The following is a 17,811-nucleotide window of genomic DNA, read 5'->3' on the forward strand; positions in this document are numbered from 1 at the left end:
GATCCCTCAAGGCAGAGAAATTCGCAGTCGAAGATGATTGCCGTCTTCACAACTCAGGATCCGGTTCCGGAAAGCGAGATCAAACCCGGATCCGTCTCCGGGTGGCGAGTCAGTTCCTTCACGAAAAAGGCGGGAGACAATCCCCCGCCTCTTTCGGTTTGGCTTGTCGACCGCCTAATGCAGGCGGCCGCTGGCATGGGCCAGCATGGTGTAGACCTTGCCGGTGTCCGACGTGAGATAGGTCTGCGCCATGATGTTGTCGCGGTCGTTGCGCGAGACATCCTTCAGCAGCTTCTCGAAATCGTCGCAATAGCGGTCGACGGCGGTGCGGAATTCGGCCTCCGCCTGGTACTTGCGGCGGATTTCATCGAACGTCTGCTGGCCCTTGAGCGTGTAGAGCCTGCGCGTGAACACGTCACGCTCGCCACGCCGGTAGCGGTTCCACAGCTCGATCGAGGCATCGTGGTCGATGGCCCGCGCGATATCGACGGACAGCGAGTTCAGCGATTCCACGACATGTGCCGGCGAACGCTGGGCAGGGGCCGCGCGCGGGGCTTCCGCTGGCGCCTGGGGAGCCGCCGGCCTGAGCTCGGCATCGTTCGACGCGGCGGTCAAGAGATCGCGCACCCAGCCGCCTTGCGGCGCGCGGGCAGTGGCGTCGGTGGCACGCTGGCGCGGTGCTGCCTCAGCCGGGCGCTCCAGATCGAGCGTGCCGCGCAGTCCCGCGCCGCCCAGTGGCGCCTGTGGCGGGCGCAGATCCGCCTGCGGTGCTGGAGCGCGACGGGGTGGCTCGGCGGCGCGTGCCGCCGGTGCCTGCGGCGCAGGGCGCAAGGGCCGCGGTTCTGAAGTGTCGCCGCCACGACCGGACTTCGCCACGATGTCCGAAAGCTCCTTCAAGGCGTTGATCTGCTCGGAAACCGCGCGGCGGATGGCCGATGTCGACTCCTTTGCCTCTTCCGGCATCTCGATGACGCCCTTCTTGAGCTCGGCGCGGGTGAGGTCGAGCTCGCTTTTGATCGAGCCCGCGGTGCGCCGCATCTCCTCGGTCGCATCGGCGAAGCGCTTGGTTGCCGAATCGACGACGTCGGTGATGGCGTTGCGGATCTTGTCGGCGGACTCCATTGTCTTGCCCTCGGCGTTCTGCAGGGTCTGGCCGACGAGATTTTCGAACGAGCGCATGACCCTTTCGAGATCTTCCGACTTCTTGACCAGGCCGACGGCGAGGTCCTCAAGTGAGGACTGCCTTTCCAGCGTGTGTTCGAGGTTGCTCTGGGCCGAGCTCAACAGGTCCGAGGCGCTGGCCAGCAAGCGGCTGTGTTCATCGAACTTGGTGGCGATCGAGGCGACTTCGCGCAAGGTCGACGACGACAGTTCCGTCAGCCTCGTCGTGTTCGAATCGACCAGACGCGCCGAGCTGGCAAAGGTCTGCGCCGCCTTTTCGGTGGTCGCCGCGAAGCTTTGCGTGCTGCCGGTCAGACGTTCGTCGACCTCGCCGAGGTTGACCGCGGCCTGCTCGATCAACTGACCGAGCTGCGAGCTGGACTCGGTCATGCGGCCGATCAGATCGGCGACGCTGTCGGACAGCGACGAGCGGGCGCCTTCGACCGCCGACAAGGTCTCGGCGGTGCGGCTGGCCAGTGCGTTGACCAGGGCTGCATTCTCGCTGCGCAGCTTCTCGGTCGCGCGTTCGGTGACCTCTTCCATACTCTTTTGCAGTTCCGAGCCGCCCTGGGCGAAGCGCTCGACCAAAGGCCGCGCGGTTTCGTCGAGGATCTTCGACATCTCGGCCGACCGCGCCGCGAGCATGGTGTTGAGCTCGCGGGTGTTGGCGCCGATCGTCTTGGCCGCGTCATTGGTGCTCTGGCCGATATGTTGTCCGACCGCGGTAAAGGTTTCCGCGATCACATTGGCACGCGATACGAGTTGTGCCTCGGCACTCGACACCTGCTCGTTGAGCTTCTGGCCCATCGTCTCGGTGGTGTAGGCGAGCCGGTTTTCGACCCCAGCGATCTGTTCTTCGACACGGGCTGCCGCTGCCGCCGCGCTCGATGCAAGACGCTCGTCGGCGCCAGCAAGTGCCTGCTCGATTTCGCGGGCGTGCACGGCCAGCTCCTGACCGGTCTGGCGGGCGCGATCGGCGACCCGCTGCTCGGTGCTTGCAAAGGCGCCGACAATGGTCTGCGCATGCTCGCCGATCGTCGAGGTGCTGTCGGCGATGCGCGAAACCAGGCGCTGGTCGGCGTCGTCGAAGATGCGGGCGATTTCGGATGCCCGGCTGGACAGCGCGTCCGAACCCTCGGCGATGCGCGAGACCAAATGCTGGTCGGCGGCATCGAAGATACGACCGAGGTCCGACGCGCGGGCGGCGAGCGCCTCGGCGGATTCGCCGATGCGCATGCCGAGCCGCTGGTCGGCGCTTTCGAAGTTCCGCAGGATGTCGCCGGCGCGAGCGGCCAGCGACTGCGCCGTTTCCACGGCACGGGCGACCAGCTTCTGGTCGGCCGCGTCAAACGTGCCGGCAATCTCGCTTGCGCGGGCGGCCAGCTGATCGGCGGTTTCCTGGGCACGGGCGGCGAGCTTCTGGTCGGCCATGTCGAAGGTGCCGGCGATCTCGCCGGCGCGGGCAGCGAGTTGATCGGCGGTTTCGTGGGCACGGGCCAGCAGCGAGCTGGAGGTGTCATCGGCGCGGGCGAGCAGGGCGTTCGACGTATCCTCCGCACGGGCGTGGAGGCGACGATCGGCCTCCTCGAAGGTGCGGGCGATGTCTTCGGCCCGGGCCAGCAGCGCGGCGGACGTCTGCTCGGCGCGCTCGGCGATCTTGCGATCGGCGTCGCTGAAGGCCGCACCGGCCTGTTCGTGCAGCGTGCTGGTGACTTCCAGCACCTTTTCGCGCAATGCGCCGGCGACGAAGACAGCGCTCTTCTCGAGCACGTTGCGGACGTTGTCGACGCCGGTAGAGAGCGCCCGCTCCATGGTGCCGGCGCGTTCCTCGATGATGCCGGTCTGGCGGCTGAACGCCTGCTCGATCTTGTCGACATCGGCGGCGATGGCGGCGGAAATGTCCGTGCTCCTGGCCGCGATCTGGTCGATGTGGCCGGACAGCGAACGATCGACCTCCTTGCGGCTCTCGGCGAGCTTGCCGAGGTCATCTTCCAGCGCGCGGCTGAGCATGTTGCGGCCTTCGGACAACTTGCCGACATGTCCGGCGATGATATCGTCGATATCGCCGCGGCTTTCGGAAAGCTTCTGCAGGTCGGCTTCGAGGGCGCGCTTGAGAATGTCGCGGCCTTCGGCGAGCTTCTCGACCTGGCCGGCGACCAGACCGTCGATGCTGGAGCGGCTTTCGGCCAGCTTGGCAAGGTCTGCCTCCAGCGCACGCTTGAGGACATCGCGGCCTTCGGCAAGCTTCTCGACCTGGCCGGCGACCAGACCGTCGATGCTGGAGCGGCTTTCGGCCAGCTTGGCAAGATCGTCCTCGAGAGCCTTCGACAAGGTCGAACGCTCCTGCACAAGCCGTTCCGCGTGATTGTTGACGTGGGTGCCGACAGTCTCAAGGTCGGCCTCAAGTGCCTTCGACAAGGTCGAACGCTCCTGCACAAGCCGTTCCGCGTGACTGCTGACGTGGCTGCCGACAGCCTCGAGATCGGCCTCAAGCGCCTTTGACAGTGTCGATCGCTCTTGGGCAAGTCGGTCCGAGTGGCTGTTGACAAGGCTGTTGACGGTTTCGAGATCGGCCTCCAGCGCGCGGGCGAACTGGGCGCGGTCGTCGACCAGCTTCTGGGACTGATCGGCAACGGTGTTTCTGACCGTGCTGAGGTCGGCTTCCAATGCGCGGCGCAGGATATCGCGCCCTTCGGCGAGCTTCTCGACCTGGCCGGCGACCAGACCGTCGATGCCGGAGCGGCTTTCGGCCAGCTTGGCGAGATCGTCCTCCAGCGCCTTCGACAAGGTCGAGCGATCCTGAACCAGCCTGTTCATGTGGTCGGCGATGACGCTGTTCACATTCTGCAGATCGGCTTCCAGAACACGTGAGAGCTGCCCGCGATCCTCGGCCAGCCTGTCCGACTGGCTCGATATGACGTTCTTGATCGTATTGAGGTCGGATTCCAGCGCACGCTTGAGGATGTCGCGGCCCTCGGCGAGCTTCTCGACCTGGCCGGCGACCAGACCGTCGATGCTGGAGCGGCTTTCGGCCAGCTTGGCGAGGTCGGCTTCGAGCGTCTGCGACAGCAGGCTGCGGTCTTCCGCCAGGCGTCCCGAATGGCTGTCGATCAGCCCGCGTATCCCCGACAGGTCGCTTTCGAGCGAACGGCCAAGCTGCGTGCGGTCCTCGGCCAGTTTCGCCGAATGCGCCTCGATGAGGTTCTTGATACCAGCAATGTCGTTTTCCAGCGCCTTGGCGAGCACCGCGCGGCCCTCGGCGATTTTCTCGACCTGGCCGGCGACAAGGCCGTCAATGTCGGCGCGGCTCTCGGACAATTTGCCGAGATCGGCCTCCAAGGCGCGCGACAAAATGTTGCGGCCTTCGGCCAGTTTTCCAACATGCCCGGCCACCATTTCATCAATGATGGTACGAGCTTGCACCAATTTTCCGGAGTCTTCGTTGAGAGCCAGTGAGAGCCGGTTGCGGCCTTCTTCCAGCCTTTCGAGGTGGCTGCCGAGCGACGCATCGATGGCGGCACGCGATTCGTTGACCTTGCGCAGGTCTTCTTCGAGCGCACGCGCTATCAGGCTGCGGCCTTCGGCCAGCCTCTGCACCTGGTTGGTCACCGCCGCATCGATGCCGGCGCGGCCTTCGTCGAATTTCTCCAGGTCCGCCTGCATGGCTGCCGCCATGCGCTCGCGGCTCTCGGAGAGCTTGCGGCTATGGTTTTCGACGGCTTCTTCGATACCGACGCGCGCGTCGGCGAGCCGCTGGATGTCGGCATCGAAGGAGCGCGACACGACGTGGCGGGCTGCCTCCATGCGGCCGGCGAAATCGCTGGCGCGCGCTTCGAGCATGGAAGAGGTCGAGGTGACGATGTCGGCCATGTCGGCGCCGATCTGGGTCTTGCCCTGATCGATCATGGCCGACAGCGTGTCCTTGCTCTCGGCGAAGGTGTGGGCGATTTCGCGCGCGCGCTCGACCAGCGTTTCGTTGATCTGGCGGGCGCGGGCTTCCAGCGCGGCATTGAGCTTCTGGGTGCCGGTGTCCAGCGCTTCGGCGCGGGTCTGAAATTCGCTGATCAGCGCCTGGCCGCGTTCGGCCAAGGTGCGTTCGATGCCGTTGAGGCTGGCCTCGAACTCGGAATTGAGGGTGCGCGCGGCGCCGCCGAGCAGCGACACCATGCCGGTGGTGCGATCGTCGAGCAGGTCCGTCAACGAACGGGTCAAACCGTCCGTGGTGTCCGTCAGCTTGGCGATACGGGTGTCGAGCAGGCTGGCGAAAGCCTCGCCGGAGGTCGAAAGCCGGTTGGTGATGTTGTCGAGGCGGCCTTCCACCGAATCGAAGATCGACATCGAGCTTTCGTTGATGCGGTCGATCAGCGTGTCGCCGGAATTGGTGATCGTCATCGACAGTTTGGTCGACGCGTTGAGGATGCTGTCACGAATGATGTCGCTTGCCGCGCCGATTTCATCGCGCAGCGTCTCGTGCGCGCCGGAGATCGAGGCGCGGACGCGTTCGGCATGGGTGACCACTGCTTCGCGTTCGCTGCCCAATCCGTCGACCAGCGACCTGATGCGGGTTTCGTTTTCCGAATAGGAGCGCTCGATCTGGTTGACCTCGCTGTGGACCAGCGTCTCCAGTTCGACGGCACGGGCAAGGGTGCGTTCGATGCCTTCGCCCATGGCAGCCACCTCGCGGCGGACGGCCTGGCCGATCATCATGACGCGATCCTGGGCCATGTTTTCCGGCTCGGTCAGGCGGAAGGCCACTTCCGTCATCGATTGCGCGGCGATGCGCATGTCCTGAGCGCGGCGAATCATCGTCGCGAAGGCCCAGAACAGGATGACAGGCACGATAGCCGCGACGGCAAGGCCGATCAGTTCGGGGCGGGCAAAGAACTGGTCCAGCGTGCGGATCCGCCAGATGCCCGGTCCAAAAAGCAGGTTCGCCAGTCCGCCGGCGCCCGCGATCCAGGCAAGCGAGACAAAGGCGATGACCCAGTAAATGGTGTTGGAGGCGCGCCTGTTCAGGCTGTGCAGAAGGGTCTTGTAATCTTTCTGACGATCGTCGTTGGCTGGCGCGAAGCCGGCGGGCTGGCCACCATTGCGCGTCTCGACCGGGCGAAGTTCGGCCGGCTTGGCGTTTGGCGCGGGCTTCGCGGCCTGGGGCTGATTGACGACGGGCGCAGGCTGCTGATTGCGTCCCTCGCGTGCCAGTTCGTCGGCGGCCTGTGATATCTGCGCTTCCAGATCTTCCATCGAGGCCGCGATATCGAGGTCGCCGCTATCGGTATCGCCGCTCAGGTCGAGATCGAGCGCTTTTTCGAGTTCCCTGGCTACGTCGCTGTCGAGAGTTCTGGTCGTTGTTGGTTTCTTCGCCATGCCTTCGCTACCCTGTACTAGCTGCCGCGGGGGCTTATAATTGTGCTTGTCTTACCCCCGCGCAGGAGGCTGAAAATGGACCCTCGTATCGTAATGACACAGGGGGGTAAAGAAAACATGCATTCCGCGGGATACGTAAAACTTTAAATATAAGGTTAACGGAAGCGTGATTTGGGCGCCGCTTTCGCAACATTTTTCCGGGCCATCCATTAACCCGTTGTCCACTGGATTCGCCTAGGTTTTCAGGCGACCGAAGAAAATGGAGTTCGAGTTCATGCGTGGCGAAAGCGGCATTGCCTTCTCAATGCCGGGGGGCGACGTATCGGGAACGAGGCAGTCCCGACCGGTCGATTTGGCACACCTTGCCCGGCAAACGATGGGCGACCGCGCCCTCGAGCAAGAGGTGCTGGCGCTGTTTGTACAGCAGGCACTGTCGGTACGCGACAAAATAGTCGATGCCGACATCAAGGACCGGCTCCTGCTGGCTCATGGTTTGAAAGGGTCGGCCCGTGGCGTGGGTGCCTTCGCCATCGCCGATTGCGTCACCGATATCGAGCATCGCCCGGAGGACGCCCAGACGCTCAAGCGGCTCGGCAGGCTGATCGACGAAGTGCGCGACTTCATCGCCGCCATCAATCGCTGATCCAGGTTTGCGACAAAAACGTCACGGAGCGCCGCTTTCGCACGGCAGTTGACTTGTTTGCCGGAGTGATTATCTCGGGCGAAACTCGCTTTCCCCTCGGGCGAACTCCCTTCGTCCGGGGCGAAACTCCCTTCAGGTGACAAATGACCAAATTGACCTTCATCGCCCATGACGGCACACATTTCGACGTGGACGCCGAAAACGGCTCGACGGTCATGGAGAACGCCATCCGCAACGCTGTCCCGGGCATCGAGGCGGAGTGCGGCGGCGCCTGCGCCTGCGCGACCTGCCATGTCTATGTCGATGAGGCATGGACGGCCGAAGTCGGCGAGCCCGAGGCGATGGAGGAAGACATGCTGGACTTCGCCTACGACGTCCAGCCGAACTCGCGCCTGTCCTGCCAGATCAAGGTACGCGACGCGCTCGACGGCCTGATCGTCCGGGTGCCCGAGCGTCAGGGCTGAAGCCAGCACGGGCGATTTTTGCCGCTGACGCTTGGCAGCGGGCCGCTGGTCATGCAGTCTCGCCCGGACTTTCGCAGCGAGGCGCATCATGACCGGCATCATCAGCACAGACGTCCTCATTGTCGGGGCAGGGCCGGTCGGCCTGTTCGCCGTGTTCGAACTCGGCCTGCTGGACCTGAAATGCCACCTGATCGACATCCTCGACAAGCCCGGCGGCCAATGCGCGGAACTTTATCCGGAAAAGCCGATCTACGACATTCCCGGCTGGCCCTCGATCTCGGCGCAAGGGCTCGTCGACAAGCTGCTTGAGCAGGTCGCGCCGTTCCAGCCTGAATTCACCTATAACCGCATGGTCTCCAGCCTTGAGAAGCTGGAAGACGGCGGCTTTCGCGTCACCACGGACGAGAACGAGGTATTCGAGGCCAAGGTGGTGGTCATCGCCGCCGGCGGCGGCTCATTCCAGCCGAAGCGCCCGCCGATCCCGGGCATCGAACCCTATGAGGGCAAGAGCGTCTTCTATTCGGTGCGCCGGATGGAGGACTTCCGCGGCCATGACCTTGTCATCGTCGGCGGCGGCGACTCGGCGCTCGACTGGACGCTGAACCTGCAGTCGATGGCAAAGAGCGTGACACTGGTTCACCGGCGGGCCGAGTTTCGCGCGGCGCCCGACAGCGTCAACAAGATGTACGCCATGCAGGAGATGAAGCAGCTGGAATTCAGGGTCGGTCAGGTGACCGGGCTCACCGGAGCCGATGGCCAGTTGTCATCGGCCACCATCAAGGGCGGCCCGGATGGCGACATCGAGGTGCCTTGCACCCGCATGCTGCCGTTCTTCGGACTGACCATGAAGCTCGGCCCGATCGCGGAATGGGGGCTCAATCTCCACGAGAACCTGATCCCGGTCGATACCGAGAAGTTCCAGACCTCGGTGCCCGGCATCTTCGCGGTGGGCGACATCAACTGGTACCCGGGCAAGCTGAAGCTGATCCTATCGGGCTTTCACGAGGTGGCGCTGATGGCGCAGGCCGCCAAGCGCATCGTCAGCCCCGGCGAGCGTATCGTGTTCCAGTACACGACCTCGTCCACCAGCCTGCAAAAGAAGCTCGGCGTTTCCGGCTAGTTATTCCGCCAGGATCGGCGCCGGATCATCGACGTGGCCCCGAAGTTCTTTCTCGGGCATCAGCGTCAGCGTGACGAGGCCTAATCCCAGAGTGCCGGCCGCGACGAGAAAGATCATCACGAAGGGTTGGGCCGATACGACATGTCCAGCCACCTGAACGCCTTCGCCGGCCAGCGGCAACCCAAAGCCAAGGGCGACCGCGCCGAGCATCGCCACCCCCAATGCACTGCCCAGCGAACGCAGAAAGGTAAGCACCCCCGTCGCTACGCCAAGATGCATGCGGTCGACGGCGTTCTGCACGGACACGGTGGTTACCGGAAATGTCGTGCCGGTTCCCAGCCCGATACAGATGGTCAGGGCTTCGACGACAAGCAGCGATGCATGGCCGGCGACAAAAGCCAGCAGGCCCGTGCACAGGATGGCGAAGACGACGCCGACCATGGCGATGCGCTTGTAGTGGGTGAAGCGTGGTATCAGGCGGCCGCTGGAAGCGGCGCCGCCCACGGTTCCAAGCAGAAGACCAAGCATTGCAATGCCCGACTCGCTGGCCGTGAGGCCGAGTATCGACTGCAGATAGACCGGCAGATACACGGCAAGGCCGACGCTGGAGGCCTGGAGCAGGAACATCGACAGGGTGCCGGCCAGGACGATCGGGTTGCCCAGCACCTCGAGCGAGATGAGCGGTTCGGCCGCCCGCATCAGCCGCAAGGCAAAGGCGCCCCAGAACAGCGCGGAGCACGCCAGGACGCCGATGACTTCCGGCGATAACCAGGGATAGGCACTGCCGCCCCAGTTCAGTGCCAGCAGCAACAGCGCCGTTGCCACGATCAGCAGCAATGCGCCGAGGCCATCGATGCTGTGGTTCTTGGCCGCGATGGGCAGCTTCTTGAGCGGCTTGTTGATGATCGCCATGGCAAGAAAGCCCAGCGGGATATTGATCCAGAAAATGAGAGACCAGTGCAGATGCTCAGCGAAGGTGCCGCCCAGCAGCGGCCCGGCGACGCTGGCAACGGCCCAGGTACCGGAAAACCACGCCGCATAGCGCGCCCGCTCGCGCGGCGGGACGAGGTCTCCGACCACGGTCTGCGTCAGCGCGAAAAGACCGCCGCCACCGGCCCCCTGGATCGCGCGACCCAGGATGAGGACGAACATGTTGGGGGCCAGTGCGCTGACCAGCGATCCAGCAAGGAAGATGAGGATTGCCGCGTAGACGGTTGGCCGACGCCCATAGACGTCGGAAATCTTGCCGTAGAGCGGTGCCACGGCGGTTGCGGTCAAGAGGTAGCCGGTGACGATCCATGGCAGGTATTCGGCACGGCCGAGCAAGCGCCCGATGGTCGGCATGGCGGGCGCGACGATGGTCTGGTCGAGGGCTGCCAGCAGCATCGACAGGAGAACGCCGCCAATAATGGCGTTCTTTTCGCTTTCGCTCAGCGGCGCGCTCACGGCCGCCACGGCCTGCTTGTCGACAGCTTGGTCCATAAATCTTCTCGTCCATGCGCTTTGCGCTGCCGCATCACCATTGGGCTTGTCTGGTGCATCCGCGGCGTGATCGATCGTGATGCCCGTGCTTCTGGATTGTGCCCTTGGCAACCCTGGATATGTCGTTCCGTATAGGCCGATTTCGACGGTTGCTCGAAAAAAAATTCCAAGCTGGCACTACGCTTCCGCCCGGCTGGCTTGCATCCAGGCGAACGGAGGCGGCGGGGAGATTCAGGCCGGCGGCCGCAACTGGCCGCTCTCGATGCGCTCCATCCGGTAACGCAGCAGCCGCAGGATGCGGCTTTCGAAATTGGCGCCTTCGACACGGTCGAACCGCACCTGGTCCCTGTCGTGTTTGGCAAGCTCGGCCGCAGTGATCGCGGCGGCCTTGGCCTTTGCGGCATCGCAATCCTTCTGCGGATAAGCTGCCTTCAGGGCGTCTTCCAGCGCGCGGCCGTGGTTCTGGGCGATCTCGACATGGCGGTCTTCATGGCGCTTGATGTCGGCGGACAAGGTATCCCAGAACAGCCGCACATCGGCGTCGGCTTTGCGCGGGCGGCGCCATTCCGGAAGGATCACCTTGACCTTGACGGTGACGATCGCGTCGGCGATCCGGCAGGAGCCCGGCTGGCTGGCGTAGCTGATGCGTGTCGTGAAAGCCATCTGGGTGGCGCCAGGGTGGCGCGACCCCGTGCTTTTGACCTGGGGCCCGTGTTTGGCAAGTTGCTGCTCGATATCCTCCAGCGTCCTGCCGCCAATGGCGAAATAGCTGTATGTCTTCACCAGATTGGCCGCATTCGCCGGAACGGCGGCGGTAAGCAGCAGTGCGCAGAGCAGGGATCGTATCATCATGTTGCCTCTTCAATCACCTTGCTTTACGGCCTTCGCCGGCGCAACGGAATTGATCCAATGCGGATCACACATCGTTGATGACATCTTGGTTGATGAGCCCATGGTTGAAGCGCAATGACGGCGGGGCGATGGCAATTGGCGCATGGGCGCCATCTCGAGCTTGGCGGCAAGGCCGTGGTCGTCGGCATCCTCAATGTCACACCCGACAGCTTCTCCGATGGTGGCTTGTTTGATGCTCCTGAACCCGCGCTCGCCCAGGCGCGCCGCATGATCGGGGAAGGAGCCGCCGTCATCGATGTCGGCGGAGAATCGACCCGCCCGGGCGCGGCCGCGATATCGGCCAGCGAGGAGCAGGCCCGTATCCTGCCCGTGATCGAGGCGTTGGCGCAGGTCGGCGACGTGCTGATTTCGGTCGACACCTATCGTGCCGACACCGCGCGGCTCGCCGTCAAGGCCGGTGCGCATATCGTCAACGACGTCTGGGGTCTGCAGCGTGAGCCCGACATTGCGCGAGTGGCGGCCGAAACCGGCGCCGGGCTCGTCATCATGCATACCGGACGGGATCGCGACAAGCTGCCCGATGTGATCGCCGACCAGCTGGCGTTCCTGGGAAAATCGCTTGAAATCGGGCGCGGGCAAGGTGTCGCCGACGGCCATATCGTGCTCGATCCCGGCTTCGGCTTCGCCAAGGAGACGGCGGAGGAAAACCTCGATCTGATGGCACGGTTTGCCGAGCTTGGCGCGCTCGGCTTCCCGCTGATGGCCGGTACGTCGCGAAAGCGTTTCATCGGCACCGTCACCGGCCGCGACGCCGCTGATCGGGCGGCCGGCACGGCGGCGACCAGCGTCATTCTCCGGCTCAAGGGCGCGCATCTGTTTCGCGTCCATGATATCGCAATCAACGTGGACGCGCTGGCGGTGGCGGATGCTATGCTGGCGCGGGAAACCGGATCGGAACGCTGAGCCATGTATGTCATCCGCATGAAGAATTGCGCCTTCTTTGCCCGGCACGGCGTGCTGGACGAGGAAGAAGCGCTGGGGCAGCGCTTCTACGTCGATGCCTCGCTCACCGTCGAGCCGGGACGCGCGCTCGTCGATGACGCCATCGGGGAAACCGTCAATTACGGCGTCGCCTTCACCGTCATCGAGGAGATCATCACGGGACACCGGCGCTGCCTGATCGAGGCGCTGGCCCTGGAAGTCGCGAAGGCTCTCACCGGGCGCTTTCCCCAGATCCGGAAAGCCGAGGTCACCGTTCGCAAGCCCAATGCGCCGGTGCCTGGCGTGCTCGATTACGTCGAGGTGACCGTTGTCTGGCCCGAGTAACACCGTCTATCTGAGCCTCGGCGGCAATCTGGGCGATCCGGCGGCGTCGATGGGAGCGGCGTTGCGCCTCCTCGACGCCGATCCCGATACCGACATGGCCGCCGTCTCCTCGCTCTACCGGACACCGCCCTGGGGCAAGCTCGACCAGCCGGATTTCCTCAACGCGGCCGCCGAATTGTCGACGCGGCTGTCGCCGCGGGCATTGCTCGACCTCTGCCTCGATGCCGAGCGAAAGCTCAAACGCGTGCGCGAGGAGAGGTGGGGGCCGCGCCTCATCGACATCGACATCCTGGTGTTCGGCGACCGCATCATCCATGAAATGGGCCTGGAAGTGCCGCACCCGCGCATGCTGGAGCGCGCCTTCGTGCTGGCGCCGCTGGCCGAAATCGCGCCGGATCTTGCCGTCGGCGGCAAACGCGTGGCCGATCGCCTGAGCGCGGTCGATGCGGCCGGCATCGAGCGGCTGCCATCAGGCCGCGACTGGTGGCGGCGCTAAATCGCGGATCAGCCGGAGAAACCACCGTCATCCAGGAATGCTTTTTCCTCAGCCGTGGTCTCGCGGCCAAGCATCCGGTTGCGGTGCGGAAAGCGGCCGAAGCGCTGGATAATGTCGCGGTGCTCCAGCGCGTATTTCAGATTGAACGCGGCCCTCGCGGTATGAAGTTCGACCGACCGTTCCTGGTCCGCAAGGTTTTCCGAATGTTCGAACGGCAAATAGAGGAACACACGGACCTCCGGCTCCAGTGCCAGATCGTGGCCGGCATCGACCGCTTTTTGCGCAAAATGCTTTGCCAGTGGGTCGGTCGCAAACATGTGGCCGGTGCCGCGAAAGCAATTGCGCGGGAACTGGTCGAGCAGGATCATCAGCGCCAGCGAGCCCTCGGCATGGCTTGACCAGACATCGCATTCACGGCGCGCTGCGGCGTAGTGGAGATCGAGGAAGCGGTCGCGGAAATCGGCATCGAAAGCGTCGTTCTTCTCGAACCAGGCATCCTCGCCGGCGTCGCGCCAGAACTTGGTGATCGACAGGGCTCTGCTGTCCAATTCCATGCCTAACTCCCTCAATCCGCCGATTCGGATTTATGCAGGACGCCGGCCGTTTCCTCGTTGAGCGCCTGGCCAGGACGGCGGGGCGTGGAGAGTGGGGTCGGGATCGGCGTACCGATATTGCCTTTCAGGAAACGCTGTCCCGAGCGGATGCCTTCGGCGAGCTGGGTCTCGAACCGGGCCGTGTCGCGGCGCCTGACGTCCTCGATCGTTTCGGCGACGTCCTCGGGATCGACGCCCAGCGCCTCGAGGGTCGAGCCACCAAAGACGAGCGCCGATTCGAAGGTTTCGCGCAGCTGATAATCGACGCCGGCGCGGATGAGCTGCAGCGCCGTGCCGCGGTCGAACGCACGGGCCAGCACCGTAAGCAAGGGGAACTCAGCCTTGACAAGTTCGGCGATGCGGATGGCGGCGTCGGGCTTGTCGACACAAATGAGCACGGCCCGCGCCCGGCCGGCCCCGGCCGCGTGCAGGATATCCAGCCGCGTGCCGTCGCCATAATAGACCTTGAAGCCGAAATCGGCGGCCGCCTGGATCATCTCGACATCGTTGTCGATGATCGAGACGTCGATGCCGCGCAAGAGCAGGGGTTGGCTGGCGATCTGGCCGAAGCGGCCAAAGCCGATGATCAGCACGCTGCCGGACAGGCCGTCGGCGACTTCGACGCCGTCCAGCGACTGCTCGTCCCGTGGCGTGAAATAGCGCAAGGCGATGATCGCCAGCGGCGTCAGCACCATGGAGATGATGACTATCGCGGTCAGCGTTGCGTTTGCCTGGCCGTCGATGATGCCGACGGCGGCGGCCGCGGAATAGAGCACAAAGGCGAATTCACCGCCTTGCGCCATGAAGACCGCGCGCTCCAGTGCCTCGCGGTGGCCTGATTTCAGGATGCGGGCGACAATGTAGATGCCGAAAGCCTTCATCACCATGTAGGCCACGACGTAGACGGCGATCAGCTTCCAGTTCGCGGCCACCACATGCAGATCGAGCGACATGCCGACCGCCAGGAAGAACAGGCCGAGCAGGATGCCGCGGAACGGCTCGATGTCGGCTTCAAGCTGATGGCGGAAGGTCGATTCCGAGAGCAGCACGCCGGCCAGGAACGCGCCCATCGCCATCGACAGGCCGCTGAGCTGCATGGCAAGCGCCGATCCGAGCACGACCAGCAGAGCCGCAGCCGTCATCACTTCGCGCGCACGGGCATCCGCCAGGATGCGGAAGAAGGGGTTGAGGAGGTAGCGTCCCGCCACCACCAGGCCGATGATCGCGGCGAGGCCGATGCCGACCTCGGTCAGCCGCTCCGACAGGCTGGTACCGGCACCGCCCGGCGCCAGGAAGGCGATCAAGGCGAGCAGCGGCACGATGGCCAGGTCCTCCAGCAGCAGGATGGAGACGATGCGCTGGCCCTTGGGCGCGGCGATTTCGCCGCGTTCTTCCAGAAGCTGCATGACGATGGCCGTCGAGGTCAGCACGAAACCGGCGCCGGCGACGAAAGATTGCGCAATCGAAAACCCTCCGGCCATGCCGACACCAGTCAAGAGCACCGCGCAGACGCCGACTTGAAGCGCGCCAAGCCCAAAGATCTCGCGGCGCAGGCCCCAGAGCCGAGACGGCTGCATTTCCAGGCCGATGATGAACAGGAACATGACCACGCCGAGTTCGGCGACATGGAGGATGGCTCCCGATTCGGAAAAGACGCCGAGGCCGAACGGACCGATCACCACGCCGGCGGCCAGGTAACCGAGAATCGAACCGAGACCCATGCGCTTGAAGATCGGGACGGCCACCACGCCCGCCGCCAGCAATGCCACCACCTGAATGAGATCGCTGCCCGCTGCCTCTGCCGCCATGATCCGTCCCTTTGTCGTATAGCACTCCTTGCATGCAGTGGGAGCGGGAGGCAAGGGCGGGAAGCCTGCCAGGAAAGGTAGGGTGCTGTCGGTGCGAATCCCCCGGTGGAACAACGGTCTCCGCTTGTCTGCGGGACGTTCGGCATCTATATCAGCTGCATGCTTGACCGTTCGTCCCAGCCGTCTTCGCCGCCTCATATTCCGATGGATGCGCTCAGCGAGGTCCTGCAAGATTTTCGCCTGAGTGGCGTCAACTATGGCCGCTGCGAGCTCCGACATCCATGGAGCATAGAATTTCCGCGACAATCGCTGCTTCGTTTTCACTTTGTCGGCCAGGGTCCGTGCTGGATTCACACCGAAGCGCAGGGCTGGCAAGAGTTGCGCGATGGCGATCTGGTGCTGCTGCCGCAGGGCATCGCCCATCGGCTGGCGAGTGCGCCGGACGTGGTGGGCGACTCGCTCGAGGGCTGCCAGGTGATCAAGTTAGGGGGCAATGTCTGCGAAGTGGTGCGGGAAGGAACGGGCGCGACAAGCACCCTTTTCTGCGGCTCCATGGCCTTGGACTCCTGTGCGCTCAATCCATTGATCACGTTGATGCCGCCTGTCATCAAGGGTTGCGACGTGGCCGGCAATGACCCGGTCGTTGGTCCTTTGCTGGCGGCCATGACGACGGAGGCCGCGCAACCGCAGATGGGCAGCGCCACCATCTTGTCGCGTATGGCGGATTTGCTGACAGCCCGGCTCATCCGCTGTTGGGTCAATTGCAACGGAGCCTCGACCACAGGTTGGCTCGCAGCCATCCGCGATCCCCATATCGGCCGCGCCCTGGCAGCCATGCATCGAGACCCCGGCCACGACTGGACGCTGGGAAGCCTTGCAAGCGTGGCAGGCCAATCGCGATCGATTTTCGCCGCGCGTTTCAGCGCTGTATTGGGCGAGGGTGCCGCGCGCTATCTCGCCCGCCTGCGCATGCAGCTTGCCCGCGAGTTGTTGGGGCAGAGCGGCTTGTCGGTTGCCGAGGTCGCTACCCGTTTGGGCTATGATTCCGAGGCATCCTTCGCTCGCGCGTTCAAGCGCATCACCAATGTCTCGCCGGGCATTGTGCGTCGCACAAATCCCGGACGAATAGACATGAATTTCGGATTTTAAGATACATATCATCCGAGAGGAGTCGTCTATCAAGATCTCCAAACTTTGGAGATCTTTCCGTGACAGACACAACATTACAGCTTGAAGACACCGCGATTGGCCTTGATGCCGATACGCCGGCCGCGTGGAGTGCAGCCACCTGGTTTGCGGTCATTTCACTGGCGGCCACCAGCTTTGCCCTGGTGTCAGCCGAATTCCTGCCGGCAGGCCTGCTGACGCCAATGGCGCGCGATCTCGGTATCAGTGAGGGAACGGCCGGACAGGTCGTCACCGCTACCGCTTCCGTCGGCGCCGTGACGGCCATGTTGAGCAATGTTCTTATCGGCCGACTGAACCGCAAGACGGTGCTGGTCGGTCTCATGGCCTTGGCGGTGGCTTCCAATATTCTTGCGGCGCTGGCACCCAATTTCTGGCTGTTGTTGTTGGGCCGGGCCGGGCTGGGGATCGCTCTCAGCGCTTTCTGGGCACTTTCGGTCGCCGTCGTGGCGAGGCTGGTTGGCGCCAACGCGACAGGCCGGGGTATGGCTATCGTTACCCTCGGCGTCTCGCTCGCCACCATTGCCGCGCCGTCCTTGGGGGCGTTGATCAGCGACTGGCTGGGATGGCGCAGCGCCATGGCCATGACAGCGGGGCTGGCCGTATTGGCCATGTTGGCGCAGTTGCTCAGCCTGCCGACCTTGCCGGCGACAACAAGCAACAGTCTTGCAGACGTGTTTCGGCTTACACGGCGGCGCGGCATTCAAATCGGCATGCTGGCCATTGTCTTGCTGATGACGGGGCATTTTGCTGGTTCTGTCTATGTGCGCCCCTTCCTCGAACACGTCACGCTGCTTGCAACCGGTCCAATCGCCCTGGCTCTGCTTGGGTTTGGCATCGCCGCTGTGATCGGCAACATTGCCGGCGGCCGCATGGCCGATGCCAATATTCACATGGCTCTCGTGGTCACCGCGGCGTTAATGGCGGTTGCGGCGCTGGCCTTGGTGCTTTGGGGCGTGCACATTGGCGTTGCCTTCGGATTCGTCACGCTTTGGGGCTTCGCCTTCGGCATGGGGCCGGTGGTGCTGCCAACCAATCTCTCGCGTGCGGCACCTGACGCGCTGGAAGCAGCGGGCAGCCTGATGGTCGTCTCTTTCCAGGTTGCCATCACGATCGGCGCGGTTGTGGGTGGCTATGTCGTGGATACCTATGGTGCCACGGCGCCATTGACCGTTACGGCCGTCCTTGCTGCATCGACAGCTGTGCTCGCTCTGCTGCAGCCTCGCGGCTGAACTTTGCTCCATGGAAGGGCTGAACTCGACCCGCCGCAATGTTGCAGGCTCTTTACACAAGTTTACGCCATGCACGCGTTGC

Annotated in this window: 13 protein-coding genes; 8 read left to right on the plus strand and 5 right to left on the minus strand. The window is 64.0% G+C overall.

The features are described from left to right. Positions 1-174: 174 nt before the first annotated feature. The gene (locus FJ543_RS03135) at positions 175-6,528 is read right to left on the minus strand and encodes a kinesin (RefSeq protein ID WP_140873735.1); all 6,354 of its coding nucleotides are present in this window, start codon (positions 6,526-6,528) and stop codon (positions 175-177) included. Positions 6,529-6,802: 274 nt separating this feature from the next. Here FJ543_RS03135 and FJ543_RS03140 point away from each other — a divergent pair, with 274 nt between their 5' ends. The 3 genes from FJ543_RS03140 (at position 6,803) to FJ543_RS03150 (ending at position 8,755) form a co-directional block, all read left to right on the plus strand. Beyond that, on the plus strand, positions 6,803-7,171 hold the full coding sequence (locus FJ543_RS03140; protein WP_015317671.1) for an Hpt domain-containing protein: 369 nt from the start codon (positions 6,803-6,805) through the stop codon (positions 7,169-7,171). Between the two features lie 143 nt (positions 7,172-7,314). Beyond that, on the plus strand, positions 7,315-7,635 hold the full coding sequence (locus tag FJ543_RS03145) for a 2Fe-2S iron-sulfur cluster-binding protein (RefSeq protein ID WP_015317672.1): 321 nt from the start codon (positions 7,315-7,317) through the stop codon (positions 7,633-7,635). Between the two features lie 88 nt (positions 7,636-7,723). Next, positions 7,724-8,755 carry an NAD(P)/FAD-dependent oxidoreductase gene (locus tag FJ543_RS03150; protein ID WP_140616266.1) on the plus strand — a complete coding sequence of 344 codons (1,032 nt, stop codon included), beginning with the start codon at positions 7,724-7,726 and terminating at the stop codon, positions 8,753-8,755. On the opposite strand, the gene FJ543_RS03155 is transcribed toward FJ543_RS03150, so the two are convergent. Beyond that, complete coding sequence (locus tag FJ543_RS03155; RefSeq protein ID WP_140726807.1) at positions 8,756-10,237, minus strand: MDR family MFS transporter; 1,482 nt, start codon at positions 10,235-10,237, stop codon at positions 8,756-8,758. Positions 10,238-10,468: 231 nt separating this feature from the next. After that, on the minus strand, positions 10,469-11,089 hold the full coding sequence (locus tag FJ543_RS03160; protein ID WP_140821809.1) for a DUF922 domain-containing protein: 621 nt from the start codon (positions 11,087-11,089) through the stop codon (positions 10,469-10,471). A gap of 114 nt (positions 11,090-11,203) precedes the next feature. On the opposite strand from FJ543_RS03160, the gene folP reads away from it, so the two are divergent. Genes folP through folK form a run of 3 tightly spaced genes read left to right on the plus strand, consistent with a single transcriptional unit; the run spans position 11,204 to position 12,911 of the window. Next, entirely contained in the window at positions 11,204-12,052 is an 849-nt protein-coding gene (folP, locus tag FJ543_RS03165) for a dihydropteroate synthase (protein ID WP_140873737.1), read from the plus strand. Positions 12,053-12,055: 3 nt separating this feature from the next. Beyond that, positions 12,056-12,415, plus strand: coding sequence for a dihydroneopterin aldolase (gene folB, locus FJ543_RS03170; RefSeq protein ID WP_140616272.1), 360 nt, complete (start codon positions 12,056-12,058; stop codon positions 12,413-12,415). Next, positions 12,399-12,911 carry a 2-amino-4-hydroxy-6-hydroxymethyldihydropteridine diphosphokinase gene (gene folK, locus FJ543_RS03175; RefSeq protein ID WP_140726813.1) on the plus strand — a complete coding sequence of 171 codons (513 nt, stop codon included), beginning with the start codon at positions 12,399-12,401 and terminating at the stop codon, positions 12,909-12,911. Before folB ends, folK begins: the two co-directional genes overlap by 17 nt. An 8-nt stretch (positions 12,912-12,919) precedes the next feature. Here the strand turns inward: folK and FJ543_RS03180 are convergent, their stop codons facing one another. Then, a complete protein-coding gene (locus tag FJ543_RS03180; RefSeq protein ID WP_140873739.1) occupies positions 12,920-13,465 on the minus strand; it encodes a DUF924 family protein in 546 nt (181 codons plus the stop codon). An 11-nt stretch (positions 13,466-13,476) separates the two neighbouring features. Continuing rightward, positions 13,477-15,312 (minus strand): monovalent cation:proton antiporter-2 (CPA2) family protein, encoded by a 1,836-nt coding sequence (locus FJ543_RS03185; RefSeq protein WP_140792594.1) that lies wholly within the window; start codon positions 15,310-15,312, stop codon positions 13,477-13,479. Positions 15,313-15,471: 159 nt separating this feature from the next. Here FJ543_RS03185 and FJ543_RS03190 point away from each other — a divergent pair, with 159 nt between their 5' ends. Then, entirely contained in the window at positions 15,472-16,461 is a 990-nt protein-coding gene (locus FJ543_RS03190) for an AraC family transcriptional regulator (RefSeq protein ID WP_140664259.1), read from the plus strand. A 59-nt stretch (positions 16,462-16,520) separates the two neighbouring features. Continuing rightward, positions 16,521-17,729 (plus strand): MFS transporter, encoded by a 1,209-nt coding sequence (locus tag FJ543_RS03195; RefSeq protein ID WP_140873741.1) that lies wholly within the window; start codon positions 16,521-16,523, stop codon positions 17,727-17,729. The last annotated feature ends 82 nt before the right edge of the window (positions 17,730-17,811 follow it).

The sequence above is a fragment of the Mesorhizobium sp. B2-5-7 genome (assembly GCF_006440875.1).
In the GTDB taxonomy this organism is placed as follows: Bacteria; Pseudomonadota; Alphaproteobacteria; order Rhizobiales; family Rhizobiaceae; genus Mesorhizobium; species Mesorhizobium australicum.